This is a genomic window from Roseburia hominis, from assembly GCA_040702975.1.
Taxonomy (GTDB): Bacteria; Bacillota; Clostridia; order Lachnospirales; family Lachnospiraceae; genus Allocoprococcus; species Allocoprococcus hominis_A.
On the sequence record CP159990.1, the window covers coordinates 583,998 to 609,276 of the forward strand.

Sequence of the window (25,279 nt, forward strand, 5' to 3'; positions counted from 1 at the left end):
GACGGTGTTTTGGAAGAACAAAAGGTTCTGTAGGAGGCATTAATACTGAAACTTGATACAGCACCAAAATAGAGGTAAAATAATTATTATAACAAGATGCCCAATATTAGGAGGAAAGCACATGAATACGGTAACATTAGGAAAAACAGGAATCACAGTAAATAAAAATGGCTTTGGCGCCCTTCCGATTCAGCGTGTCAGCACGGAGGATGCAGTAAAGCTTGCCCGCAAAGCGTATACAGGAGGAATCAGATTCTTTGATACCGCCAGAGCTTATTCAGACAGTGAAGTTAAGCTCGGGGAAGCCTTCGATGGGATGCGTGAGAAAATCTACATCGCGACCAAGACTGCGGCGGAGAATGCAGAAGACTTTTGGAAGGATCTGGAGACCTCTCTTAAGAATCTCCGAACAGATTATGTTGACCTTTACCAGTTCCATAACCCGTCTTTTTGCCCGAAACCGGGAGATGGAACGGGACTTTATGAGGCAGCCCAGGAGGCAAAGCGCCAGGGTAAGATCAGGCATATCGGAATCACAAACCATCGCCTGGCAGTTGCTATGGAGGCGATCGAGTCGGGACTTTATGAGACACTTCAGTTCCCGTTTAGCTATCTGGCAAGTGAGAAAGACATCGAGCTTGTAGAAGCGTGCAAGAAGGAGCAAATGGGCTTTATAGCCATGAAGGCATTATCCGGCGGACTGATAACGAATTCAGCAGCGGCGTATGCATATTTGGCAGAATATGATAATGTGCTTCCAATCTGGGGCGTGCAGAGGGAACGCGAGCTGGATGAATTTCTTTCGTACATAGATAATCCTCCGGTGATGAATGAGGAGATCAGAACTCTGATTGAGAAGGACCGGAGGGAACTAAGTGGAGAATTCTGCCGGGGATGCGGATATTGTATGCCATGTCCGGTGGGAATTGAGATCAATAACTGTGCGAGGATGAGCCTGATGCTCAGGCGTGCGCCGTCAGATGCATGGCTTACCGAAGAGTGGCAGGGAAAGATGAAGAAGATAGAAGAATGCCTGCATTGTGGAAAATGTAAGGGCAAATGTCCTTATGGACTTGATACACCGACCCTTCTTGAGAAGAATTATGAAGATTATAAGAGAGTGCTCTCTGGAGAAGTAAATGTGAAGGCTTAGATATGCTCAGCAGGATTGTGTCGGGAAAATGGTGTTAGCATTTAAGAAGCAAAAAAGAGTGCAGGTTTGTCGGCGATAAAAATATAGCGCAGCGTCAGGAAAAAATCCGAAAGCTGCGCTTTTTCTTTTCTAGAAAATGGTCTTTTTGTATTTATTTAACGCCATATACAAAACCATGCCTAAAACTCCGCATCCGATGACCTCGCCGGCTCCGACGGTAAGCATCATAAACGGAATCGGAAGATTGACGCCATAACCATAGTAAAGTACGAATGGTACGATGAGCGTATTTGCTGCGATTGGAGGAATCGGTGCTAAGAATCGGTTCTGATTCCTTAAGGTATATGTAAAAACAGCGCCGATTAAGGTTGCAATACTCCCGAAAATGATATCCGGCAGAATCGCGCCTCCTACAATATTTCCAATTAAGCATCCGATGAATAGCCCCGGAATTGCTGCCGGTGTAAATACCGGAAGAATGGTGAGAGCTTCTGCGATCCGAATCTGGACCTCGCCGAAGCTGAATGGTGCGAATACAAAAGTGAGCACCACGTAGATAGCGGCTATCATAGCCGCCTGGGTCATGAATAGTACGTTCTTGTTCTTCATATGAAATTCTCTCCTCTAGTTTTGTTTTACGAGTGGAAGGTCTCGAACACTCGGTGAGTTTTGCAACGATTGATAGTATAACATGGGGAAGAGGAAAAATCAAGGTCTGTCTAAAATTTGCCCAAGATTTAAAATTTCATTTTTCAATTATTTCTTTCGTTTTTAAAAAATGTTGAAAATCTAAGAAGAATATGTTAAACTCCACCCAGAACAACCGTTACAGGGTGGAAGACCTCTCATTTTACATAGGTGGGAGGTGGTGCTAATGAACAATAAACATTTTGACTTCAAAGATATGATGCAATTTGGCATGTTCATGATCGCATTACTGACCTTCATTTACTTGATTAGTCATTAGTGCATAGAAAAACCACCCTTCAAAGTCTTGGCGGACTGGGTGGAATTTCAACATTCATTTTAGGTCAACCACTTTGACGGTTGTTCCTTTTGTAATTTTAATATAGCATATCTGCCTGGAATTCGCAAGTGCACATCGAAAAAGTCTTAAATAAATTGAACTGATTACTTCATAGTCGTTACATCTGCTCGGAATATATTTACACTAAACATATAAGAATGTTACAATGGAAAATGCAGGTGAGATATCCTGTGAATATATTTAGAGGATGAATGGGAAAAGGTATGTTATCACAGTATAGGGGATTAAGAAAAGAAAATTACATATTATGCTTTGGCCGCCTGGTGACAGCTATGGGGTCTATGGTCTGGCCTATGCTTACGATGATTTTGAATCAGAAGATGGGGATTCGGGCAGATCACGTCGCATGGATCATGTCTGCCATAGGAATCGTGTCGCTTCCGGCCAATTTGATTGGCGGGAAGATGGCGGACCGTTTTAATAAGAAGATGAATATTATCTGGCTGGATTTAATATCTGTGACATGTTACATAATCTGTGCGGCGATTCCTTTGTCGGCAGCATCGATTGTGCTGATGTCTGTTGCGTCTACCTGCCAGAATATGGAACATTCTTCCTACAATGCACTCACAGCGGATTTGAACGTGGCCAAGGATCGTGAGAGAGCGTATTCGCTCCAGTATCTTGGAGGAAATCTTGGATTTGTCTTGTCGCCGGTGATCGCAGGATTTTTGTTCAAGAATTATTTATGGCTGGCCTTTCTGATCAGTGGGACTTCGATAGGCTGTTCCGCGATACTGATTTTTGTATTGGTAAAAGATATTACGCCGGAAGAGGATGTAAGCTGTCGGGCTTCCTATCAGGCGGACAGGAAAGGAGAGAGCCTGTGGGCTGTTTTAAAGGAAAATAAAATTGTAATACTGTATATACTTATAGTTGGAGGATATTATGCGATTTACCAAATGTATCACTATCTGACGCCTCTGAATTTGGGAAGAGTGCACGGTGACAGAGGCGCAATGATATATGGTTCCATTACCAGTGTGAACTGCGTGGTTGTCGTTATATTTACGCCACTGATCACGAAGCTGTTCCCGAAGCTTTCGGAACCGGTAAAAACAGTTGCCGGACAGATACTGCAGTTGGCAGGCTTTGCTGTTTTTCTGCTGTTTATGGGGAAAATACCGTTCTACTATCTTGCGATGGTAATTCTGACATGGGGAGAGGTTTTTATGGTACTTGCGGAAAGCCCGTATCTGTCCAACCGTATGCCTGCCAGTCATCGGGGGAGAATTAACGGGTTATCTACGGTGACTCGAACGGGTATCACAAGTGGATTTCAGATGCTGGTTGGGAGCATTTACGCAGCCAGAACTTCGACGGAGACATGGATATTTGTCCTGGCAGTAGGAGCTTTCTTTGTATTATTGTCTGTCGTGCTGGTGGTAAAAGACCGGAAGGCTTATGAGAATTTGTATAGATAGTAAGATACCGCCTTTGCACTTTGGTGAGCAAGGGCGGTTTAATAATTAACTTAGGGGACAACTATTTTGATAGTTGTTTTTTGTTGCAAAGCATACCTAAGTGCGTTCGATGGACGTTCATCTCGGTTGCCAGGCATACTCTATGTGGTCTTTTGAATAGATTATTTATAGAAAAAAGCAGAGGAGGCCACAGGATGCATATTTTCCTTTATGTAACAGATTTTATTGTTCCGTTTATGATTCTGTCGATTATTATTTACGGGCTGAGCATGAATGTAAATGTCTATGATACGTTTATCAAAGGAGCAAAAAGCGGTTTTTTTACGGTGATCAAGATCATGCCGACCCTGATCGGGCTTATGGTCGCGGTGGGGATTTTGCGGGCGTCGGGTTTTCTTGACTATTTGTCGCAGCTTCTGGGAATGCTTACCGGACGGTTCGGATTTCCCGGGGCGCTTATGCCGCTCACCATAGTGAAAATGTTTTCTTCTTCGGCGGCGACCGGACTTCTGTTGGACATTTTCAAGGAATTTGGAACGGATTCTTATGTGGGAAGGATCGGTTCCATTTCTATGGCGTGTACGGAGACCATTTTCTATACGATGTCGGTCTATTTTATGACGGCAAAGGTGACGAAGACCCGCTATACGCTGGTCGGAGCGCTTCTGGCTACCCTGGCAGGGCTTGCGGCGAGTGTGGTGCTGGCAGGAATGATGTGAAAAGAAGGCGCAGGAAGGCAAAGGGAAGTTTTACATATAATAAATACCGTGCGCTGTTTGGAGAGTGGCATAAGGGGAGTACCGGAAAAGGCAGGAAAGTATGAATCTGAGAAAACGTTTCAGGAAAAGGATTGACTTCAATTCGAAAATGTGGATAATAGTATAAGACGTATTTAGGTGACTAGACAGCTAAAATGACAGAAGATTATGTGAGTAAAGGCGAGGGATAAGCAATGAAAGAGTTTCTAAAGAAAAAGAATATCGTTTTCTCGGCAAAACGTTATGGAATTGATGCTTTAAGTGCTATGGCGCAGGGGCTTTTTGCCTCTCTGCTGATCGGGACGATCATCAGTACGCTGGGAGAGCAGGCGGGACTTGATATCCTGGTGACTATCGGAGGTTATGCGAAAGGAGCGACCGGGGCGGCTATGGCGGTTTCCATCGGATTTGCGCTGCAGTGTCCGCCGCTGGTACTATTTTCCCTGGCGGCAGTGGGAATGGCGGCGAACGAACTCGGAGGTGCGGGCGGTCCGCTGGCAGTTCTGATCGTGACGATTTTTGCGGCAGAATTTGGGAAGCTGGTCTCCAAGGAGACGAAGGTGGACATCATCGTGACGCCCTTTGTGTCCATCTTTGTGGGCGTGGCGTTATCCATCTGGTGGGCACCCGCAATCGGAGCGGCCGCCAGCAGTGTGGGAAAGGCAATCATGTGGGCGACGGAACTTCAGCCCTTCTTTATGGGAATCGTGGTATCAGTGATTGTGGGAATCGCGCTTACGCTTCCAATCAGCAGTGCGGCGATCTGTGCGGCACTCTCTTTGACAGGGCTGGCAGGAGGCGCGGCTGTTGCGGGGTGCTGTGCCCAGATGGTAGGATTTGCAGTAATGAGTTTCAGGGAAAATAAATGGGGAGGTCTGTTTGCGCAGGGAATCGGTACTTCCATGCTTCAGATGGGAAACATCGTGAAGAATCCAAGAATCTGGATTCCGCCTACACTGGCGTCTGCCATAACAGGACCGATCGCCACCTGTATTTTTCAGATGAAGATGAACGGAGCGGCGGTGGCCTCCGGTATGGGAACCTGCGGCCTGGTAGGGCAGATCGGAGTCTATACCGGCTGGGTTCAGGATATCGCGGAAGGTAGTAAAGCGGCGATCACGGCTATGGACTGGCTGGGGCTTGTGCTGATCTGTTTCGTTTTGCCGGCAGTGCTGTCCTGGGCAATCGCGATTCCGATGAGGAAGGCGGGCTGGATCGGGGAGAATGATCTGAAGCTGGATTTGTAGAGCTGGGGAAGCGATTTTAAGATAGTGTGATGAAATACTGTTTGGGATTATGATGTTGCCTGTAGTAAGAGATTAAAAATATTATCGTGATAAAATACTGCATATGCCCTATTGAAAAATGTAGGGATCATATGCAGTATTTTTGTTGCCATGCATACCTAAGTGAACGTCCGGTGGACGTTCATCTCGGTTGCAAAGCATGCATTTATCGTTTAGGATTCATCATTTTAATAATTTTTCGCGGGCGTAAGACGATACAATATCAAAAGGCGCAGGCCCGACGTCCAGGACGGCCCGGTGAAACTCTTTTTGAGAGAATTTGTCTCCCAGTTCGGCGGCAATTTCCTTTTTGAGATTAAAAAATTGCAGGTAACCAAGGTAGTATTTTAAGTAATTTCCGGGATTTCCGACGATCAGTTCATATACATTTTGAATGGCATTCACATCTGTAATCCCGTAATCCTTGAAAAATGCGGCAGTGTCGGACAGGGACCAGCCATCGTAGTGGATTCCCATGTCGGCGAGAGCGTAGAGCGCCAGCATGACAGAACTGTTTTTCTGAAGGAGAACAGCTTCGTCTTTGGAGAGCGGAGCGAGATAGTAGGACATCATTTCCGCGTAAGTGGCCCAGCCCTCTACATAGCCGCCGAAATCCAGAATGCTTCTGAGGGGATCGGCATTTTGTGCGGTGAAATAGACGGTCTGGTACAAATGACCGGGGTAGCCTTCGTGGGCGAGTGTGGTAAAAAGGTTGAGGCCTTCTACGGTCTGCCCGCGATTGATGTAAATGACATTTTCCGAGGTATTGTCGATGGCTGGAATCATGTAGAAAGCCGGACTTAGGTATTCCTCCATCGCAGCAGGAACATATTTTACGCTGGTATTTACAGATGGAATTTCGGGAAATGCTCCTGTTATTTTGTTTTTCAGATCGTCCAGAATGGAAGTGGGGGCGGCAAGGTCCAGGACCTGGGAGGAATCCACCCGGACAACCGAATTTTTACTTAAGGACGGCGTGGTCAGAATGGGGGCGCCACATTCCCGAATGGCGGAAGGGGCAGTATATTCTGACTGACCATTCTGGCTTCCTGTGGGAAATAGTACCTGTTCCATGGCGTTTAGATCCTCGGCCATCTGCGCTTTCGTCATTTTTTGAAGGGTGGGAATGGACTCGGAAATACCGGTATTTTGTTTTACGACATACTCATAATATTTTTTTCCGTCGGAAAGAAAACAAAGCCCTTTTTCATTTTTGCCGCTTCCTTTCAGGTCATTTAGTTCCTCCGCCAGGCGCTGATAGGCTGGGAAAATGACTTCTTCGATTTGTTTGGCGTTTTCGGCTGAGAGTTCTTTTTTCTCTGCATCTGAAAGGGAAGGAAGAGCGCTCAGCCGTTCTTCAAATGTTGTGTATAGATAATTTTCCTCGCCCATGTCTACGAAGGAGCTGCATTGGGAAATGACAGAATCTGCCTGATAATCCGGCATGAACAGCCCGTTTCTGGATTTGGCCCTCTGGAAAGTGAGAAGGGAGTCAAAGTAGGCGTCTGTCTGCCCGAGAAGTTTGAGATAAGTTTTTGCATCTGCCACATCATAAAACTGGTATTCGGAGAGCAGGACCGGGAGCTGGGCGTGGATCCCGGTAATAGGGCTTAGCGGTTCCTGGTACAGAAGAAAATCGGCGCCCGATATAGCCGTGTTAAGATAAGAATCCAAAATATTGTAGGTGAGGCGGTTTTCGGACGAGAGTTTTGTATCTTTGAACTTATGTAGCGCGGCAGCCACATTTTCGGTGGAGGCCTTTACTGCCGCCTGATCGGTAGTAAATCCTCCATATGTGACGGGAGAGTTTTCCAGTTCGTACCGCCCTGGGTCCTGCAGGGTATAGTGGAGGCTGATCGTGCTTGCGGCTACTTCCTGCCGAAAGAGCTGGTCCGTAAATTTACGGAAATCCTCGTCGCCGGATTTTGTGCGACTGCACCCGGTAATAGTAAGAAGGATAAAAAGAAATAAGAAAAAAGAAAGGAAATACTTTCTTTTTTTGAGAGGGAAACTTGAATGATTCATAAAAACTCCGAGAAAGTTTTTTTATATTTTATGATAAAGAACAAGAAAGTAGACGGGGAAATAAAGGATATGGTATACTTCTAAAGGAAAGGTATTGGTAACTGTGAGGGTACCAAGCAGATACAGGAATTGAAAAATAAAGGGGACTGAATATTATGAATGGTTCTGAGCGAAGAGAACAGATTATAAGCAGAATAAAAAGCAGTAACGGTCCTGTTTCGGGTAAAGCGCTGGCGGAGCTTTTTTCAGTGAGCCGTCAGGTGATCGTGCAGGATATTGCGCTGATCCGGGCGGCTGGATATGATATCATTTCCACCAATCGCGGTTATATTCTGAATTCGCCGCAGGCGGTGACCCGTATCTTCAAGGTCAGCCATACTGATGAGCAGCTTGAAGACGAACTTTGTACGATCGTAGACCTTGGCGGAAAAGTGGTAAATGTTATGGTAAATCACCATGTTTATGGTCATATGGAGGCAGCGTTAAATGTAAATTCCCGCCGGAAAGTCAAAGCCTTTCTGGCGGATATCCAGAGTGGGAAGTCAAGTCCTCTCATGAAGATTACGTCAAACTATCATTATCATTTGGTGGAGGCTGATAGTGAGGAGACACTTGATGAAATTGAGAGGGCGTTGAAAGAAAAAGAATACCTGGTAGAAGGGAAATGGAATAGAAGCCAAGTAAAAATATAATTTCATCGATAAATGTCTATGTTCATCGAAAATATTGCAATTGAGATAAAAGGGTGTATACTTCGTATTACCTATTTGCGGCAATAAGGATAAAGGAGGAGATGGACGTAGATGACAGAAGTTTTAAGAAAGTACTTTCCAATGATCCGAACGCGGGAAGCGATTTTGAAGGATATTAGGGCACAAAAGGATTTATTGCAGATTTTTCAGGAGTGGACGCAGGAACAGCAGGAAGAATTTCTCGATTTCTGTTCTGGCAGTAGAGGAGTCAAGATGCTTTATGATTCATTTTTTAAGGAAATTTTGAATCCTGAAAGTGTGCCGGAAAGGTTGGAAGCATTGATTTCGGAGGTACTTGGAAGAAAAGTAAAAATTATACAAGTTCTACCAAATGACTCAACGCGGCTGGCTGATGAAAGTTCTCTATTAGTAACTGATATTGTGGCAGAGTTGGAAGAGGGGAGCATCATTAATGTAGAGATTCAAAAGATAGGGTATAATTTCCCAGGACAGAGATGTGCTTGTTATTCAGCTGATTTGTTGCTTCGTCAGTATAAACGGGTGAAGGGTGAAAAGAGAAAGAAGTTTAGTTATCGCGATATTCAAAGTGTGTACACAATTATTTTGTTTGAAAAAAGTACGCGGGAATTTCACAAATATACGAAAGAGTATCTGCACCATTTTAAACAGAAGTCAAATACAGGCCTGCAATTGGAACTTTTGCAGGAATATTATTTCATACCGCTTGACATCTTTCAAAAATGTTATCACAATAAAGGTATAGGTAACAAATTAGATGCATGGCTGGCGTTTTTGTGCATGGATAATCCCGAAATAATCGTGAGTATCGTAGAGCAATATCCAGAGTTTCGGGCAATGTATGGAGAAGTGTACGAAATATGCCGGAATGTCGAAGAGGTGATGAAGATGTTCTCGAAAGAATTGTTGGAGCTTGATAGAAATACAGTGCAATATATGATTGATGAGATGCAGGATACGATTGATCGACAGAAAGCAGAATTGGAGAAGCAGAAAGATGACTTTGCTGGAGAAAGAGAGGAGCTTCTTAGACGTATCGAAGAACTGGAGAAAAGAGCTTCCGAAAAATAAAATAAATCATTCTCACAAAACGGCCTCCTGGCTACTCATAACAGGAGGCCATAATCATGGGATTACGGATAAGTGTGAATCCATAACCTGAATTTTGGGCGCACTTCCCCCTTGATGGAAAACAGCTTTTTTAAAGCTTATCCGGTTTGCGCAGCACATTGCTGCTGTATGAGTTTTAAGGTTTCAGGATCAGCTCCTTGCTCTCTCAGGAACTGAAGGGTATTGTCAAGAGTAAGAATAACCGGTTTCTGCTTCGGCGGATTGACTGTGGCTTCGTAGTCATCCGGATGAAAATCTTCGCTGTCTGACAACATGTGGTAAATGCTGGTAAGCATCATCCTTGCAATGGCAATAATGGCTTTTTTCTTGCCGCGCCGTTTGGCGATACGTTGATATTTGATTGCAAAGTATGGTTCTTTTTTGCTTTTGACAGCGGCAAGGGCACACTGGATCAGTAAAGGCTTCAGATATTGTCCAGCTTTTGAACATTTGGTGGATTTCTTTTTGTTGGCACTCTCGTTATTCGCAGGGGTAAGTCCAGCCCATGAACACAGATGCCTGTCGGATTCAAAGACAGACATGTCAGCACCGATTTCTGAAAGGATGAACAAGGCAGAAAGTTCCGTGATTCCCGTAACAGTAGCAATCCGCTTGATATGTGCATCATACTGACGGCTGCGCAGAAAGAGTTCTGCTTCGATTTCATCTATGGATTTGTTGATGAAATCCATGTGTGCCTTTGCGTGTGTCATTTTAAATTTTTGCTCCTCCAGGATGTGATACCCGTGTACGGCGTCCATAACTTCGTCCGGGGAAGCCTTTACCCGGCGGTCAATCAGGGAACGGCATTTTGCCTCATCGAACGGTTCGTCAGAAAGCAGGTAATCCATGATCCGCGTGGCGGACAGGCCAAACGGGTCGGTGAGTACACAGTCAATGCGTATCCGCGAGATCGTCATGCTGTTCTGATAGCGGTTTTTCTCGGCAGTACGCATATAGGAAAGCTTCAGGCGGTAGCGGGAAAGCTCCCGCAAGGCACGTATATCAGCAGGAGGGATAAAAGATGCTTTTACAATATCAAATCGGAACAGGTTAGCGATCCATTTCGCATCACGCTTGTCTGTCTTCTTGCCTTTGATGGCTTTCACATATTTGGGATGTGTGAGGACGACATGCATGTGCGGTTCAAGGATATTAAAAATGGGAATCCAGTATTTACCAGTGGATTCCATACAGACATCGCGGCAGTCCAGTGCGAGAAGCCAGTCGCGCAGGGCGGCGATATCTGAATTGGTGGTGTTAAAGACTTTAGTCTTGTAAGAGGCCGTCAAAGTGACAGGGTCGGAGGTACAGACAGCGGAAACAACCGATTTTTTATGTACGTCAAGGCCGGCACATTTGGGGCGGATCACCTCAAACTGTTGTGAGTCCATAAGGTTCCTCCTTTCGCAAAGGGATGAGAGCATAAAAAGAGGACAGCAGCATTGACTGTCACCCAAGCGAAAAGACTTATCTCAGAACACATGGGTTCTGCCATCTTAAATGATAAGTGTACGGACTCGAAGTCTCAATTGTTTGTGCTTGAAGAGGATGACGGCACAAATAAGTTTTCGGGATAAGATGGTCTTTCGCCACTCACCACACCGTGCTCTGTAGTATACTGATGTCCTCATGGACATTATAGCACGAAACAGGAATAAGAGAAACTATAAACTGGCTGGTGATTCATGTATTGTTTGTGCCGGAAGGCAGGAACGACGTAAGGAGGGCATGCCGCCCGGCATGTTTGGAAGTTTGAAAAATGCCCCCTTCTAAATAAAGTAATAGGTTTTCGATAGGGAGGTTTTGTGTTATACTATTTAGAAGATGCTCAAAAAAAGTAAACGGAGGATTTTTAACATGGATTTAACTACAATTAAGCAATTATACAAAAATCCGGCAGGCTATCTGGATCAGGAAGTTACCATCGGCGGCTGGGTGCGCAGTATTCGCGATTCGAAAGCGTTTGGATTCATTGTGGTAAATGATGGATCTTATTTTGAACCGCTGCAGGTCGTTTATCACGACACAATGGATAATTTTGCGGATATTTCCAAATTGAATGTAGGCTCTGCGATCATCGTGCGCGGAACTCTGGTTGCCACGCCTAAGGCAAAGCAGCCGTTTGAGATTCAGGCGGAGAAAATTACGGTGGAGGGGGCTTCCACCCCGGATTATCCACTGCAGAAGAAACGTCATAGTTTCGAATATCTGAGAACAATTTCGCATCTGCGTCCGCGTACCAATACTTTCCAGGCAGTTTTCCGCGTTCGTTCTCTGACGGCTTATGCGATTCATAAGTTCTTCCAGGAGAGGGATTTCGTATATGTACACACTCCGCTGATCACAGGAAGCGACTGTGAGGGTGCAGGAGAGATGTTCAGGGTCACCACACTTGACATGGAAAATATTCCGAAGAACCCGGACGGAACGGTCGATTATTCGCAGGATTTCTTTAACAAAGAGACAAGCCTGACGGTAAGCGGTCAGTTAAATGGTGAGACCTACGCACAGGCATTCCGCAGCATTTACACATTCGGACCTACCTTCCGTGCGGAGAATTCCAATACCACCCGCCATGCGGCCGAGTTCTGGATGATCGAGCCGGAGATCGCGTTTGCAGACCTGGACGATGATATGGACCTGGCTGAGAGTATGCTGAAATACGTGATCCGTTATGTGATGGAGCATGCACCGGAGGAGATGAAGTTCTTCAATTCCTTTGTGGACAAGGGGCTGATCGACAGACTAAACAATGTAGTGAATTCCGATTTCGCGAGAGTGACCTACACAGAAGCAGTTGAGATTCTGGAAAAGAATAACGACAATTTTGAATACAAGGTATCCTGGGGTACGGACCTGCAGACCGAGCATGAGCGGTACCTCACCGAGCAGGTATACAAACGTCCGGTATTTGTGACGGATTATCCGAAGGAGATCAAGGCGTTCTATATGAAGATGAACGATGACAATAAGACCGTGGCAGCGGTAGACTGTCTGGTGCCGGGAATCGGGGAGATCATCGGCGGAAGCCAGAGAGAGGACGATTATGACAAGCTGCTTGCGAGAATGAAGGAGCTGGGTCTTAAAGAAGAGGACTACCGGTTCTATCTGGACCTGAGAAAATATGGTTCCACCAGACACGCAGGCTTCGGACTGGGATTTGAGAGATGCATCATGTATCTGACCGGCATGTCCAATATCCGCGACGTTATTCCTTTCCCTAGAACAGTAAATAACTGTGATATTTAGGAACGGGTGCAAGTACGGGAGATGAGGAATCTTTGGTCCTGCGGCCGCGTTCACATGTTTTCGCGTGGGATTTCAAAAGAAAATGACATAAGATGAGGGGGAGCACAAAAGAGCAAGTGGGATACTGCACAGGGGAGGCAGAGTATGAATATATTAATAGTGGACGACGAGAGAGAAATTGCAGATGTGGTAGAACTCTATCTGCAAAATGAATATCATGTTCTGAAATTCTATACAGGCGAGGAAGCCCTTGCCTGTATAGAAAATACAAAAATCGATTTGGCAATTCTGGACGTCATGCTTCCGGATATCGACGGATTTACCATTCTGAAAAGAATCAGGGAAAAATATACGTTTCCCGTTATTATGTTGACCGCAAAAACAGAATATCTGGACAAGATCACCGGACTGACGATGGGGGCGGACGATTACATACCCAAGCCGTTTAATCCGCTGGAACTTGTCGCCCGGGTAAAAGCGCAGATGCGCCGCTATACCCAGTACAACGACAGCGCCAGTAAAAAGATTGGTGACGTACTTGATTTTGGCGGACTGGTCATGAACCGGGAGTCCCATGAGTGCACCTACAATGAGAGGCCCCTCACGCTGACTCCGACGGAATTCCAGATTCTTTGGATCTTATGTGAGAACCGGGGAAAGGTCATCAGCTCAGAGCAGCTTTTCCAGCAGGTATGGAACGAGGACTATTATAAAAACAGTAACAATACCGTGATGGTGCATATCCGTCATCTGCGTGAAAAGATGTCGAGACCGGGCGGGAAATCGGATTTTATCAAAACAGTATGGGGAGTGGGATACAAGGTTGAATAATCATTACCGCAAATTAAAGCTCAGCATTTTGCTCCAGACCGTGTTTGTCACGGCGCTCACCGTGTTGGTGGGCGGCTTCATACTGGAGTATTTGATCGACGGCGTTTACAATGACAGCTTTGCAAATATTTTTGTACAGTTCCTAACCAGCCTCCATGTGAGCGAAAAGCGTGCGGTGGAATTGTACTGGATGCTGATCGGACATAACAAAGAGTTTTTTATGATTCTTGGTTTCCTTGCGCTTTTCGCGCTTTTTTTCTATGTGGCGCTTACGAAAATGACGAAATACCTGCGGCAGGTAGAAGTGGGAATTGAGAATATTCTATCCGATTCCACGGAGCCGATTCACTTGATCACGGAGCTGGCGCCCTTGGAGGAACGTTTGAATGAGATTAAGAATACTCTGAAACGCCAGGAGCAGGAGGCATTGGAAAATGAACAGAAGAAGAACGATCTTGTCCTGTTCCTGGCACATGATCTGAAGACGCCATTGACCTCGGTGGTGGCTTATTTAAGTATGCTGGACAGCTATCCGGATATGCCAAAAGAAGAGCGGGCAAGATACACCCACATTTCTTTGGAAAAAGCGACCCGCCTGGGCGAGCTGATTCAGGAGTTTTTCGAGATCACCCGTTTTAACCTGCAGGATATCACCCTGGAAAAAACGGAGCTGAATCTGACGATGATGCTGGAACAGATTGCCGATGAGCTGTATGGAGTTCTGCAGGAAAAGCACCTTACCTGTCAGGTAGACGCCGCGGAGAATCTTGTAGTAAAAGGAGATCCGGATAAGCTGGCGAGAGTGTTTGATAATATCTTAAGAAATGCAATCGTTTACTGCAAAAGTGATTCGGAGCTTACAATCACGGCGGTAGGGCTGAAAGAAGGAGTAGAAATTATTTTTGAAAATGAGGGGCATACCATTTCACCTGAAAATCTGGAGCGGATTTTTGATAAATTCTATCGTGCCGACGCGGCGCGCCAGAGCCGGACAGGGGGTGCCGGACTGGGTCTTGCCATTGCGAAGGAGATTGTGGAGCTGCACGGAGGGAAGATCGGAGCAGAGAGCGAGGAGGGGAAGACCAGATTCATTGTGAATCTGCCGTATGAGAAAGGGGAGAAGAAAGATGAAGTTCATGCACATGGCAGACGTCCATCTCGGGGCAAACCCAGACGCAGGAAGAGCATACACAGAGCACCGGGGCGCAGAACTCTGGGATAGTTTTGAACGGGCAATCCGCATCTGCGAAAAAGAGCAGGTCGACCTGCTGCTCATTGCCGGAGATCTGTTTCATCGTCAGCCGCTGCGCCGGGAGCTGAAGGACGTGGATTATTTGTTCCAGAGCCTGAGCAGGACGAAAGTAGTATTCATCGTGGGAAATCATGACTATCTGAAAATAAATTCTTATTATTGGAATTTCCCCTGGAGTCCGAATGTCTATTCGCTGCTTGGAAGTGAACTGGAGTATGTGGATTTTCCGGAGCTTGGGACCTGCGTATATGGACTCAGCTATGAGAAGAGGGAGATTACCGCAAATCTCTATGATGAGGCGTTCCCGGAAGGAAGGCGTCCAATAGAGATTTTGCTGGCACATGGCGGAGATGAGAAACATATTCCAATTAATAGAAATAAATTAATGGACTTAGGATATGATTATATTGCTCTGGGCCATATTCATCGGCCCGGCGAACTATTGAAAAACCGGATTTGCTATGCGGGTTCTCTGGAACCTACTGATAAAAATGACACGGGTCCCCACGGTTATATTATGGGAACAATCGAGAAGGGACAGACGAAAGTGCGCTTTGTACCTTTTGCAAAACGGGAATATATCCATATGACTGTGGATGTGGATAAAAATATGGCTGCGCTGGAGATAAAAGACAGGGTCGTGTCTCTGATTCAGCAGCGGGGGACCAAAAATATTTACAAAATCACGTTGAGCGGTTTCCGTGATCCGGAACTTCGGCTTGATACAGAGGCGATGGATCGTTATGGAAATATACTGGAGGTCGTCGACCACACGACTGCAGCCTATAACTATGAAAGAATTCAACGGCAAAATGAAGATAATCTGTTGGGAAAATACATTGCATGTCTGAAGGACAGTCCGGAGGGGAGTATCCGGCGTCAGGCATTGTTCGAGGGAGTGAGGGCGCTTCTGGAAACGAAAAGGGGTTAAAGATGAAAATTCATTCACTGATGCTGAAAAATTTCGGCAAATTTGCAGGAAGAGAGATAGAGCTTGCAGACGGGATCAACCTGATTTACGGGGCAAATGAGTCCGGTAAATCCACTCTGCATACATTTCTTAAAGGAATGCTGTTCGGTATGGAGCGTGGCAGGGGAAGAGCGGCGGCGACAGATACGTTCAGTCAATATGAGCCGTGGGAGAATCCGGCCCACTATGCCGGATCCATGCGGTTTAGCTGCGGTGGAAGGAATTTCTGTCTGGAGAGACATTTTGACAAATACTCAAAGAGCGCCAGTTTGTTTTGTGAGGATGACGGGGAGGAATTGTCCATTGAGCACGGCGATTTGGAGATGCTCCTCGAAGGAATGCAGGAGTCTGAATATGAAAATACCATTTCCATAAAGCAGCTGGGAAGCTCGGTAGGCGCCTCTCTTGCAGCCAGACTGAAAGATTATGCGGCGAATTACTATGCTGCCGGAAGCAGTGAATTACAGCTTCACGCGGCTATTACAGCGCTGAAGGAAAAGGAGCGCAGCCTGGATAAGGAGCTTCGCAAAGCCGATATGGAAAAGCAGGCCAGGCGCGATCGGATTGAGCAGGAGGCTTCCTACATCTGGCGTGATATGCACAGGTTGGAAAAAGAAATCAGTCAGGCCCGGGAAGCGCAGGATTCCTGCAAAGAGGAATGGGAGAAGCAGGAGGAAAAAATCCGGCGCAGGCAGGAACTGGAAGGGCAAAAGGGGCGTTTCGATAACTGGCGGATACACCCGTTTGAGATGTTGATCATGGTTTTGGCGGTGGTATTGTCATTTATCCTGTTTCGCCGTCCGTGGAATTTTCTGGTGGCAATCGTTGTCGCGCTTGCGGCAGGACTCTATGTGTGGAATAGCCTGAAAGACGGAAGGCGAAAAAGAGAGGAGGCATCTCTTGAGGAGAAAGGAATTTCCGATGAACTGAATAATGCCATGTCCAAACATATCTGGACGCTTGACAAGTTGGAAGAGGAGTACCGGGAAAAACAGGTGCAGTACGAGAATCTTAAGGAGCAGCTGGAAGAAACGGAACTGTCGGGAAGCGCAGGCGAGGAGTATGAGAACCGGCGAGGAGCACTGCAATTGGCGATCGAGACGATTCAGGAACTGGCGGAGCAGATGCAGAATCAGATGAGCCAGACCCTGAATGAGCAGATTTCGAAGAATTTGAGAGCTATTACCGGTGGAAAATATAGTAAGGTTTGGATGGATGATAGCCTGGATATTTATGTGTATTGTGAGGGGAGAAAGGTTCCGATGTACAGGTTAAGCCGTGGGACGATGGAACAGATTTATCTGTCTATTCGTCTTGCGGCAGCGCAGATGTTGTATGATGAAAAGTATCCGCTCGTTTTGGATGATACCTTTGCTTATTATGATGACAGGCGGCTGGAGAATACGATGAAAATGCTTGGGGAGTATCCGGGGCAGGTGATTATATTGACTTGCCATGAGAGAGAAGAGAGGGCGCTTGAGAGGATTGGGGGGAGGTATTGGAGGGTGGAGCTTTAAAGGGGGGAGAAGGGGACCGCAGGAGACTGGCGCGGGTGTTTCGATTGCGAATGCTCCGACGCTTCGTTCCCTTCGACTAGTGCACGTAGCTGTAACCTTGCGGGGTAGTCGGGCAGAGGCCCTCCTGCCCCGCAAGCTAACATCTACGGCACGGATTCTACGGGAACTCCGCTTAACCTGCGCATTCGCAATCGAAACACCCACGCCAGTCTCTTGCTCCTTGGCTCCATAACGAGGTTGGATGACGGGAGGGAATCGCAAAATGGTTATTTGGCGATTCCCTCTTTCAAATTTGATTCAAATCTTTATTCGATTTCTTCTCCTCGTTTGTACATCTCGACGATATGCTGGATTCTTTCGCTGGGGTCGAGAATGCTGCTGATCGAGCCGTCGTGGTTGAGGGTGTCGATTACGAGGGCGATGTATTTGCTCATGTCGCAGTTAATATAGTACGGTCTGCTGAGTAGTTCTGGTGACTGGTAGATGAGGTTGGTGGTCAGGATGCCGTCCAACGTGCCCTCTTCGTATGCTTTATCGAATTTGTCCATGCCGTTTGTGAATAAGCCGAATGTGGCGGCGGCGTAAATTCGTTTGGCTTTGCGGGCTTTTAGCTGTTTGGCTACGTCCAGGATGCTGTCTCCGGAGGAGATCATATCGTCCAGGATAATCACGTCTTTTCCTTCTACTGAGGAGCCCAGGAACTCGTGTGCAACGATTGGGTTGCGGCCGTCTATGACTTTGGTGTAATCGCGGCGTTTGTAGAACATTCCCATGTCCAGTCCAAGTACGTTGGCCAGGTAGATTGCTCGTTCTGTAGCGCCTTCATCTGGACTGATTGCCATCATGTGGTCGCTGTCGATCTGCAGATCTTTGACGGTGCGAAGCAGTCCTTTGACAAATTGGTATGTCGGGCGTACTGTCTCGAAGCCATTAAGTGGAATGGCGTTCTGTACTCTGGGGTCGTGGGCGTCGAAGGTTACGATGTTGTCCACTCCCATGCGTACCAGTTCCTGAAGAGCGATAGCGCAGTCTAAAGACTCGCGGCCGCTTCGCTTGTGCTGACGGCTCTCATAAAGGAAGGGCATGATGACATTCAGACGTCTTGCCTTTCCTCCTACGGCTGCAATGATTCGTTTCAGGTTCTGGAAATGGTCATCCGGAGACATGTGATTGACATTCCCTGTGAGGGAATAGGTCAGGCTGTAGTTGCACACGTCCACCATGATATAAAGGTCTTTACCGCGGACAGATTCTTCGATAATACCTTTGGCTTCCCCAGAGCCAAACCGCGGTACTTTGGCGTCGATCAGATAGGTATCTTTTTCATACCCGGTAAAGACGATATTGTCTTTATGGGCGTGCCCACCTTCTCTTCTCCATTTTACAAGGAACTTGTCTACTTCCTTTCCCATATCCTCGCAGCCGGTGCAGGCAATGATGCCAAGTGAGCCTACGGGAATATTGTCCAGGATTCGTTCTGTTCGGTGTAACATTTAGTTGTCCTCCCTGTTCATAAGTTTCTTTTGAATACGGATGTCATCGCCTGCAAGGCGGATCATCTTATAATGGTTGCTGATACGGGAAAAAGTGCGCTCCGTATAATGGTTCTTGATTTCCTCCAAATTAAAATTGGTGGAAATGATGGTAGATTTCTGATTTAGTATGCGCTCATTTAAGCATACAAATAACTGGGAAATGACAAACTCGGTGTTTCGTTCTGTTCCCAGGTCATCTATGATGAGCAGATCACAATTCTGAATCTGTTCACAGAGCATGGCGTTTTCGTCCGTCTTGGAGAGGACATACGCCATCTGTGCATCTACAAACTCGGTGGCGGTCAGATAGAGAACGGAATGAATCGACTCCATGATCTCCTTTGCCACACAGTGAGTGAGGAAGGTCTTTCCGCACCCGGTCGTGCCAAACAGAAGAAGGTTCTCACGCCCGTCGTCAAAGTGATCTGCAAATTCCCGACAGATCCGGTAGGCGTCTTCGGCAAGCGCGCGGGAGCTTCGCCCGGTTAGTCGGTCTATATAATTTCTTGAATAATAATCAAAAGAAAAATGGTCAAAATTCTCTGTTTTCAGAATGCCGGCCAGATGTGATCTGGTGTAAAACAGATCAATGATGGCCTTCCGGAAACAATGGCACTTTTCTGTGCCGATGTAGCCAGTGTCCTGGCAATCGGGACAGTCATATATAGGCTCCAGATAATCGGAAGGATAGCCTGAGCCTTCGAGGAGACGATAGCGCTCCTTAGACAGCTCGTGAATCTGTCCTTTTAGGTCCAAGAGAGCCTTGTCATCTCCGCCAAGCAGCTTTTTCGCCTGATTCACACTGATCAGGGAGATGGAATCGTCAATGTCCTTGATCTCCGGAATACGGGTATATACCTGTTCAAAGCGCTGGTTCAGCCGATGACGGTTCTTCACTTGTTTTTCTTCATAAATCCGCATTAACTCATTATATTGTGAATTGGTAAGAGACACGGTAAACTCCTTTTCGGTTAAACTGGTGCATCGCTCACGTTTATAACAAAAGGGTCTAAGCTTGAGGATACACGACACTAGCTGCTCTGAAGTAAATTTCTGGTAAGCTCGTCCATATTGTAAGTATGTTCTTCAAACTGGCAGGTCTTGGCGGCCACAGCCTGACCTGACCGGCCTGATTTTGCTGGTTTTCGGGTATTTGTTTTTTCTTTGGTGAAGGCACTGTCCAATACCTGGATGTCATTCAGTGTATGTACTTCCTGACGGTGCCAGTTCTCCAGAATGCGGTCGGTATATTCAAATCCTGGCTGATGGATCGCTTTCATGGTTCGCGCCACTGCCTCCAGAATAATCTCAAGGTCAAACGCCCAGGTCTCGCTCCATCTGCGAATAAACGCCAGCTCCGGGGCTGCCGGTCCGCGTCCTTTGATTCCGTATGCATTCAGGATCGAATAGCATGTCTTGTTATAGAGCGCAGAGGTATTTCTTGCCTGCTCTACCGAGGTAATATGTGCATCTGCCCAGGAGAGAGCGACCTTCTGTATGTAAGCCATACTCTTGTGGCCGTTTTCCACACAATACTCAATCAAGTAGTCGATTAAATCGGCGGAAAATCCAAGGGTTTCGTAAAAGTAAGTGATACTCTCCATCTCGGTATGACTCAAAGGCTTCCCCATGTATTGCTCCGCCACAAATAGGATCTGTTTTAACTCTTTGCGGTTCACGGTCTGTCTGGCAGGAGCATGTCCTTCACTTTTTGCGGGCTCTGAAGCAGGAGAGGCAAAGTCCGGTTCTGCCGCGGCCTGTGAAGTAATATCGGATTGTTGAAAATGTATCGTATCCGGAGTGCTGCGGCGTATCTCTGAATCTGCCTGGCGGGATACTTTTGCAGCAGTTTGCGAGAATACTGTGTTCCGGCTGGGAATACGTCCGACTTCCACACCGCGCACATTCTGCGCTTCATCATATTCGAGCGTCATGAGCCCCTCTTTTTCCCAGTATTTTAAAGCCCGTACAATATCCCCCTCCGTATTCTCAAGGCAGTCTGCCATCTGGGAGATACTAAGGGATACACAGGGGTTATTCAGGTGGCGGAGTAAAAGCAAATATACTTTTACATATTCGCCGTTTGCTGCCGCCATGTAGTTGTCAATAAAATCATTCTCGATCAGGGTCGTGTTGCCCTGAAAACGGTTACGCAGTATTAAAGCACTCATTCTCATTCCGCCTTTGCTGTCAGGTATTCTTCGCTCATTGAGTGTTCACATTATATCACGAAGTAAGGGGTGGAAAAAGAATTTTTTGCCCTGATTTTCGGGTTTTTTGTGGATAAAATTGTGTGGATAATGGGGATAACTAGGCTTTCAAAAGCGCCTCCCCAATGTTTACAACGTCTCCGGCGCCCATGGTTATCAACAGGTCCCCTTTTTGGCAATGCTCAAGCACATATGCTTCGATTTCCTCAAAGCTGGGGAGATATATGGCGTCTTTGCCTTTTGCCCTGACTGCCTCGGCGAGCTGGGCAGAGGAAACGCCTAAGGTGTCCGTTTCTCTGGCAGCGTAAATGTCTGCCATGATCAGGTGATCTGCATGGGAAAGTGCCTCGGCAAATTCCGGGAACAGGGCCTTTGTGCGGGTGTAGGTGTGAGGCTGGAAAATGCACCATAATTCTTTATGGGGGTAATTCACAGCGGTCTTTAGCGTAGCCATGATCTCGGTCGGGTGATGGGCGTAGTCGTCAATGATCGTAAATCCATTCCGCAGTCCCTTATATTCAAAACGTCTGTCGGTTCCGTGGAAAGAAAGAAGTCCTTCCTGCACACTTTTAGCCGGAACTTTCAGAAGATCTGCCACGGCAACTGCGGAAAGAGCGTTGAGAATATTGTGCTCCCCACCGACAGAAAGGGTGATCCGCTCCCGAATCTGGCCGTCTCTTACTACGTCAAAGGTGCCGCAGCCGTGATCGTCATAGCTGATATTCTCCGCTCTGTAATTGGCTGAAGCGTTTTTGCCAAAGGTGACTACCCGGCAGGAGAGCCCTTCGGTAAAATAGTTCAGATTCTCGATATCGCCGTTAATCACCAGTGTACCATCCTCGGGAAGAAGCTGGGCGAACCGGCGGAAAGAATGGCGGATATCATCAAGGTCCTTGAAAAAGTCAAGATGATCTGCATCTACATTTAAAATCACTCCGATTTTTGGGAAGAAGTGAAGAAAACTGTTCGTGTATTCACACGCTTCCGTCACAAAAATATCGGAATCTCCAACGCGGATATTTCCGCTGATCGCCTTTAAAATGCCGCCCACGGAGATAGTCGGATCCATCTCGCCTGCAAGGAAAATATGGGAGAGCATGGAAGTGGTAGTAGTCTTCCCGTGTGTACCGGATACCGCGATCGGCACGGCATAATTCTTCATAAGCTGGCCCAGAAGTTCCGCTCTGGAGAGCATAGGCAGGCCCTGGCGTTTTGCTTCCATAAATTCTTCATTATCTTCATGAATTGCCGCGGTATAAACGACTGCGTCAATTCCCGGTATGATATTCGAAGCCCTCTGGCCATAGAAAACAGTTGCGCCTTTATTCTCCAAATGATCCGTCAGAGAGGATTCCCTGGAATCTGAGCCGGAAACAGTAAAGCCTTCTTTTAGGAGAATCTCCGCAAGTCCACTCATACTGATGCCGCCTATACCGATAAAATGAATATGACATGGGTGGTCGAAATCAATTTTATACATAAATACACTTCCTATATTTTTATAAATAATATTTTTAAGTTTCCTCCTATATTATATACATATATCTCAAAAAAACCAAGCTATTTCTTTTTGGTATATTTTCATAAAAAGTGATGGATATACGAAAAATTTTTGTAAAATATGTTCACTATATGAAAAGGGTGTGATATAATTAAAATTACCAAGAAGAAATTTACAGCAAAGGGGTGAAGACATGATAAAAAAAGAAATGATAGCGATGCTTCTTGCCGGAGGGCAGGGCAGCCGTCTCGGGGTGCTGACTGCCAAAGTGGCTAAACCTGCAGTGGCTTTTGGCGGCAAGTACCGTATTATCGATTTCCCGCTGAGCAATTGTATTAATTCAGGTATTGATACAGTAGGTGTTTTGACCCAGTATCAACCACTCAGGCTGAACACCCACATCGGAATCGGTATTCCATGGGATCTGGACCGCAATATTGGAGGAGTGTCTATTCTTCCCCCTTACGAGAAGAGTGCGAACAGTGAGTGGTATACCGGAACAGCAAATGCAATCTATCAGAATCTTGAATATATGGAGACGTTTAATCCGGATTATGTGCTGATTTTGTCAGGAGACCATATTTACAAGATGGATTATGAGATTATGCTCAAATACCACAAGGACAATCAGGCGGACGTTACGATTGCGGCGATGCCGGTGCCACTGGAGGAGGCGAGCAGATTCGGAATCCTGGTGACAGATGGAGAGGGACAGATCACTGCATTTGAAGAGAAACCAAAGAAGCCCAGCAGCAATCTGGCTTCTATGGGAATCTACATTTTCAGTTGGCCGGTGTTAAAGGATGCGCTGATTAAGCTGTCGGCCCAGCCGGGGTGTGATTTTGGCAAGCATATTATACCGTATTGCCATGCAAGCGATAAACGGATGTTTGTGTACGAATATAACGGATACTGGAAAGATGTGGGAACTCTAAGCTCTTACTGGGAAGCAAATATGGAGCTGATCGATATCATTCCGGAGTTCAATTTATATGAGGAGTTCTGGAAGATTTACACGAACAGCGACCTTATTCCGCCGCAATATATTTCGGAGCAGGCGGTGATCGGCAGGAGCATCATCGGTGACGGAGCGGAGATTTATGGTGAGGTGCATAATTGTGTCATCGGTTCGGGAGTTACGATCGGACAAGGTACGGTAGTCCGCGATTCCATCATAATGAAGGATGTCACGATTGGAAATGGCTGCGTGGTCGACAAAGCGATCATTGCGGAGAATGTGCGGATCGGAGATGATGTTGTTCTTGGCATTGGAGCCGAAGTGCCAAATAAACTGCGGTCAGACATTTATAATTCGGGCCTTGTTACGATTGGAGAGAATTCAGTGATTCCGCCGAATGTACAGATCGGGAAGAATACGGCGATCAGCGGCGTAACAGTGAGAGAAGATTACTGTGAAGGCATGCTGGAGAGCGGCGGGGTATTAGTAAAGGCAGGTGAGAGATGATGAGAGCAGTAGGAATCATTTTGGCAGGTGGAAACAGTCACAAGATGCGTGAACTGACCCGGAAACGGGCGGTGGCTGCCATGCCGATCGCAGGCAGTTATCGAAGCATCGATTTTGCTCTTAGCAATATGACGAACTCTCATATTCAGAAGGTGGCAGTATTGACCCAGTATAATGCCCGTTCTCTGAACGAGCATCTGAACTCTTCCAAGTGGTGGGATTTTGGAAGAAAACAAGGCGGCTTATACGTATTTACGCCTACGATCACGGCCGACAATGGCTACTGGTACAGGGGTACGGCAGATGCAATTTATCAGAATCTGGATTTCCTGAAAAAATGTCATGAGCCTTATGTGGTCCTGACATCGGGAGATGCGGTCTATAAGATGGACTATAATAAGGTGCTGGAATACCATATTGAAAAGAAGTCGGATATCACTGTGGTCTGTAAAGACTTAGAGCCGGAGGAAGATGCCTGCAGATTCGGCACGCTCAAGATGGACGATAAGATGAGGATTGTGGAATTCGAGGAAAAACCTATGGTGGCAAATTCCAATACAGTCTCCACAGGAATTTATGTGCTTAGAAGGAGGCTGCTCATCGATCTGGTAGAGCATTGCGCCGAGGAAGAGAGATACGATTTTGTAAACGATATTTTGATAAGATATAAGAATCTGAAGAAAATGTATGGGTATCGGATTGAGGATTATTGGAGTAATATTTCCACGATTGACGCTTATTACCGGACGAATATGGATTTCCTGAAGCCGGAGGTGCGGAACTATTTCTTCAAGCAGCATCCGAGTATTTATTCTAAGGTTACGGACCTGCCGCCTGCAAAGTATAATCCGGGGGCAGTTGTGAAAAACAGTCTGGTTTCCAGCGGTTGTATTATCAACGGTATGGTGGAGAATTCGGTGCTGTTCAAGAAGGTATTCGTGGGAAATAATTGTGTGATCAAGAATTCGATCATTTTAAATGATGTGTATCTGGGAGATAACACATACATTGAGAACTGTATTGTGGAAAGCCGTGATACGATTCGCGCCAATACCCGTCATGTGGGAGAAGATGGTGTGAAAGTGGTTGTGGAAAAGAACGAGAGGTATGCGATGTAAGTGCGTGACAACCCATAGCTATCATATGAAGAGAAGAAGCACTTAATAAGTTTGAGAGAGTGCGAATAAGGTATTAAGGAGAAAGGGGCTATT

At 46.3% G+C, this 25,279-nt stretch carries 20 protein-coding genes; 13 read left to right on the forward strand and 7 right to left on the reverse strand.

Annotated features, from left to right (window positions below; all coding sequences use genetic code 11):
- Window positions 1–121: 121 nt before the first annotated feature.
- Window positions 122–1,153 carry an aldo/keto reductase gene (locus tag ABXS75_02595; GenBank protein ID XCP85706.1) on the forward strand — a complete coding sequence of 344 codons (1,032 nt, stop codon included), beginning with the start codon at window positions 122–124 and terminating at the stop codon, window positions 1,151–1,153.
- A 129-nt stretch (window positions 1,154–1,282) separates the two neighbouring features.
- Here the strand turns inward: ABXS75_02595 and ABXS75_02600 are convergent, their stop codons facing one another.
- Window positions 1,283–1,762, reverse strand: coding sequence for a QueT transporter family protein (locus ABXS75_02600; GenBank protein XCP85707.1), 480 nt, complete (start codon window positions 1,760–1,762; stop codon window positions 1,283–1,285).
- A 630-nt stretch (window positions 1,763–2,392) separates the two neighbouring features.
- Here ABXS75_02600 and ABXS75_02605 point away from each other — a divergent pair.
- From ABXS75_02605 to ABXS75_02615, 3 genes are all read left to right on the forward strand, one after another.
- Window positions 2,393–3,625 carry an MFS transporter gene (locus ABXS75_02605; protein XCP85708.1) on the forward strand — a complete coding sequence of 411 codons (1,233 nt, stop codon included), beginning with the start codon at window positions 2,393–2,395 and terminating at the stop codon, window positions 3,623–3,625.
- Between the two features lie 194 nt (window positions 3,626–3,819).
- Window positions 3,820–4,344: a nucleoside recognition domain-containing protein gene (locus tag ABXS75_02610; GenBank protein XCP85709.1), complete on the forward strand. Its 525-nt coding sequence runs from the start codon at window positions 3,820–3,822 to the stop codon at window positions 4,342–4,344.
- 233 nt (window positions 4,345–4,577) lie between these two features.
- Complete coding sequence (locus tag ABXS75_02615) at window positions 4,578–5,630, forward strand: PTS sugar transporter subunit IIC (GenBank protein XCP85710.1); 1,053 nt, start codon at window positions 4,578–4,580, stop codon at window positions 5,628–5,630.
- A 222-nt stretch (window positions 5,631–5,852) separates the two neighbouring features.
- On the opposite strand, the gene ABXS75_02620 is transcribed toward ABXS75_02615, so the two are convergent.
- Window positions 5,853–7,694 (reverse strand): DUF885 domain-containing protein, encoded by a 1,842-nt coding sequence (locus ABXS75_02620; GenBank protein XCP85711.1) that lies wholly within the window; start codon window positions 7,692–7,694, stop codon window positions 5,853–5,855.
- A gap of 155 nt (window positions 7,695–7,849) precedes the next feature.
- On the opposite strand from ABXS75_02620, the gene ABXS75_02625 reads away from it, so the two are divergent.
- Window positions 7,850–8,386: a transcription repressor NadR gene (locus ABXS75_02625; GenBank protein ID XCP85712.1), complete on the forward strand. Its 537-nt coding sequence runs from the start codon at window positions 7,850–7,852 to the stop codon at window positions 8,384–8,386.
- 111 nt (window positions 8,387–8,497) lie between these two features.
- The gene (locus ABXS75_02630; GenBank protein XCP85713.1) at window positions 8,498–9,496 is read left to right on the forward strand and encodes a PD-(D/E)XK nuclease family transposase; all 999 of its coding nucleotides are present in this window, start codon (window positions 8,498–8,500) and stop codon (window positions 9,494–9,496) included.
- A 137-nt stretch (window positions 9,497–9,633) separates the two neighbouring features.
- On the opposite strand, the gene ABXS75_02635 is transcribed toward ABXS75_02630, so the two are convergent.
- Window positions 9,634–10,929: an IS110 family transposase gene (locus ABXS75_02635; protein ID XCP85714.1), complete on the reverse strand. Its 1,296-nt coding sequence runs from the start codon at window positions 10,927–10,929 to the stop codon at window positions 9,634–9,636.
- 466 nt (window positions 10,930–11,395) lie between these two features.
- Between ABXS75_02635 and asnS the strand changes: the two genes are divergently transcribed.
- From asnS to ABXS75_02660, 5 genes are all read left to right on the forward strand, one after another.
- Entirely contained in the window at window positions 11,396–12,787 is a 1,392-nt protein-coding gene (gene asnS / locus ABXS75_02640) for an asparagine--tRNA ligase (protein XCP85715.1), read from the forward strand.
- Window positions 12,788–12,931: 144 nt separating this feature from the next.
- On the forward strand, window positions 12,932–13,618 hold the full coding sequence (gene vanR, locus ABXS75_02645) for a VanR-ABDEGLN family response regulator transcription factor (protein XCP85716.1): 687 nt from the start codon (window positions 12,932–12,934) through the stop codon (window positions 13,616–13,618).
- Window positions 13,611–14,840 (forward strand): ATP-binding protein, encoded by a 1,230-nt coding sequence (locus ABXS75_02650; GenBank protein ID XCP85717.1) that lies wholly within the window; start codon window positions 13,611–13,613, stop codon window positions 14,838–14,840. The genes vanR and ABXS75_02650 overlap by 8 nt, the downstream gene beginning before the upstream one ends.
- Window positions 14,746–15,801, forward strand: a complete 1,056-nt coding sequence (locus ABXS75_02655; GenBank protein ID XCP85718.1) for an exonuclease SbcCD subunit D — start codon at window positions 14,746–14,748, stop codon at window positions 15,799–15,801. The genes ABXS75_02650 and ABXS75_02655 overlap by 95 nt, the downstream gene beginning before the upstream one ends.
- Before the next feature lie 2 nt (window positions 15,802–15,803).
- The gene (locus ABXS75_02660; protein ID XCP85719.1) at window positions 15,804–17,357 is read left to right on the forward strand and encodes an AAA family ATPase; all 1,554 of its coding nucleotides are present in this window, start codon (window positions 15,804–15,806) and stop codon (window positions 17,355–17,357) included.
- A 305-nt stretch (window positions 17,358–17,662) separates the two neighbouring features.
- On the opposite strand, the gene ABXS75_02665 is transcribed toward ABXS75_02660, so the two are convergent.
- The 4 genes from ABXS75_02665 to murC all read right to left on the reverse strand — a co-directional run bounded on the left by ABXS75_02665 (window position 17,663) and on the right by murC (window position 22,582).
- Entirely contained in the window at window positions 17,663–18,850 is a 1,188-nt protein-coding gene (locus tag ABXS75_02665) for a ribose-phosphate pyrophosphokinase (GenBank protein ID XCP85720.1), read from the reverse strand.
- Window positions 18,851–19,846, reverse strand: a complete 996-nt coding sequence (locus ABXS75_02670; GenBank protein ID XCP85721.1) for an ATP-binding protein — start codon at window positions 19,844–19,846, stop codon at window positions 18,851–18,853.
- Window positions 19,847–19,923: 77 nt separating this feature from the next.
- Window positions 19,924–21,063 carry a DnaD domain protein gene (locus ABXS75_02675; GenBank protein XCP85722.1) on the reverse strand — a complete coding sequence of 380 codons (1,140 nt, stop codon included), beginning with the start codon at window positions 21,061–21,063 and terminating at the stop codon, window positions 19,924–19,926.
- Window positions 21,064–21,202: 139 nt separating this feature from the next.
- Window positions 21,203–22,582: a UDP-N-acetylmuramate--L-alanine ligase gene (gene murC, locus ABXS75_02680; GenBank protein XCP85723.1), complete on the reverse strand. Its 1,380-nt coding sequence runs from the start codon at window positions 22,580–22,582 to the stop codon at window positions 21,203–21,205.
- Between the two features lie 214 nt (window positions 22,583–22,796).
- Between murC and ABXS75_02685 the strand changes: the two genes are divergently transcribed.
- Window positions 22,797–24,068: a glucose-1-phosphate adenylyltransferase gene (locus ABXS75_02685; GenBank protein ID XCP85724.1), complete on the forward strand. Its 1,272-nt coding sequence runs from the start codon at window positions 22,797–22,799 to the stop codon at window positions 24,066–24,068.
- A complete protein-coding gene (gene glgD, locus ABXS75_02690; protein ID XCP87074.1) occupies window positions 24,068–25,186 on the forward strand; it encodes a glucose-1-phosphate adenylyltransferase subunit GlgD in 1,119 nt (372 codons plus the stop codon). Before ABXS75_02685 ends, glgD begins: the two co-directional genes overlap by 1 nt.
- Window positions 25,187–25,279: the final 93 nt, after the last annotated feature.

Excerpts from the sequence above, each read along its gene's own strand:
- ABXS75_02595 (XCP85706.1), top strand. The coding sequence starts at position 122 with ATGAATACGGTAACATTAGGAAAAACAGGAATCACAGTAAATAAAAAT.
- ABXS75_02600 (XCP85707.1), bottom strand. The coding sequence starts at position 1,762 with ATGAAGAACAAGAACGTACTATTCATGACCCAGGCGGCTATGATAGCC.
- ABXS75_02605 (XCP85708.1), top strand. The coding sequence starts at position 2,393 with ATGGGAAAAGGTATGTTATCACAGTATAGGGGATTAAGAAAAGAAAAT.
- ABXS75_02610 (XCP85709.1), top strand. The coding sequence starts at position 3,820 with ATGCATATTTTCCTTTATGTAACAGATTTTATTGTTCCGTTTATGATT.
- ABXS75_02615 (XCP85710.1), top strand. The coding sequence starts at position 4,578 with ATGAAAGAGTTTCTAAAGAAAAAGAATATCGTTTTCTCGGCAAAACGT.
- ABXS75_02620 (XCP85711.1), bottom strand. The coding sequence starts at position 7,694 with ATGAATCATTCAAGTTTCCCTCTCAAAAAAAGAAAGTATTTCCTTTCT.
- ABXS75_02625 (XCP85712.1), top strand. The coding sequence starts at position 7,850 with ATGAATGGTTCTGAGCGAAGAGAACAGATTATAAGCAGAATAAAAAGC.
- ABXS75_02630 (XCP85713.1), top strand. The coding sequence starts at position 8,498 with ATGACAGAAGTTTTAAGAAAGTACTTTCCAATGATCCGAACGCGGGAA.
- ABXS75_02635 (XCP85714.1), bottom strand. The coding sequence starts at position 10,929 with ATGGACTCACAACAGTTTGAGGTGATCCGCCCCAAATGTGCCGGCCTT.
- asnS (XCP85715.1), top strand. The coding sequence starts at position 11,396 with ATGGATTTAACTACAATTAAGCAATTATACAAAAATCCGGCAGGCTAT.
- vanR (XCP85716.1), top strand. The coding sequence starts at position 12,932 with ATGAATATATTAATAGTGGACGACGAGAGAGAAATTGCAGATGTGGTA.
- ABXS75_02655 (XCP85718.1), top strand. The coding sequence starts at position 14,746 with ATGAAGTTCATGCACATGGCAGACGTCCATCTCGGGGCAAACCCAGAC.
- ABXS75_02660 (XCP85719.1), top strand. The coding sequence starts at position 15,804 with ATGAAAATTCATTCACTGATGCTGAAAAATTTCGGCAAATTTGCAGGA.
- ABXS75_02665 (XCP85720.1), bottom strand. The coding sequence starts at position 18,850 with ATGTTACACCGAACAGAACGAATCCTGGACAATATTCCCGTAGGCTCA.
- ABXS75_02675 (XCP85722.1), bottom strand. The coding sequence starts at position 21,063 with ATGAGTGCTTTAATACTGCGTAACCGTTTTCAGGGCAACACGACCCTG.
- murC (XCP85723.1), bottom strand. The coding sequence starts at position 22,582 with ATGTATAAAATTGATTTCGACCACCCATGTCATATTCATTTTATCGGT.
- ABXS75_02685 (XCP85724.1), top strand. The coding sequence starts at position 22,797 with ATGATAAAAAAAGAAATGATAGCGATGCTTCTTGCCGGAGGGCAGGGC.
- glgD (XCP87074.1), top strand. The coding sequence starts at position 24,068 with ATGAGAGCAGTAGGAATCATTTTGGCAGGTGGAAACAGTCACAAGATG.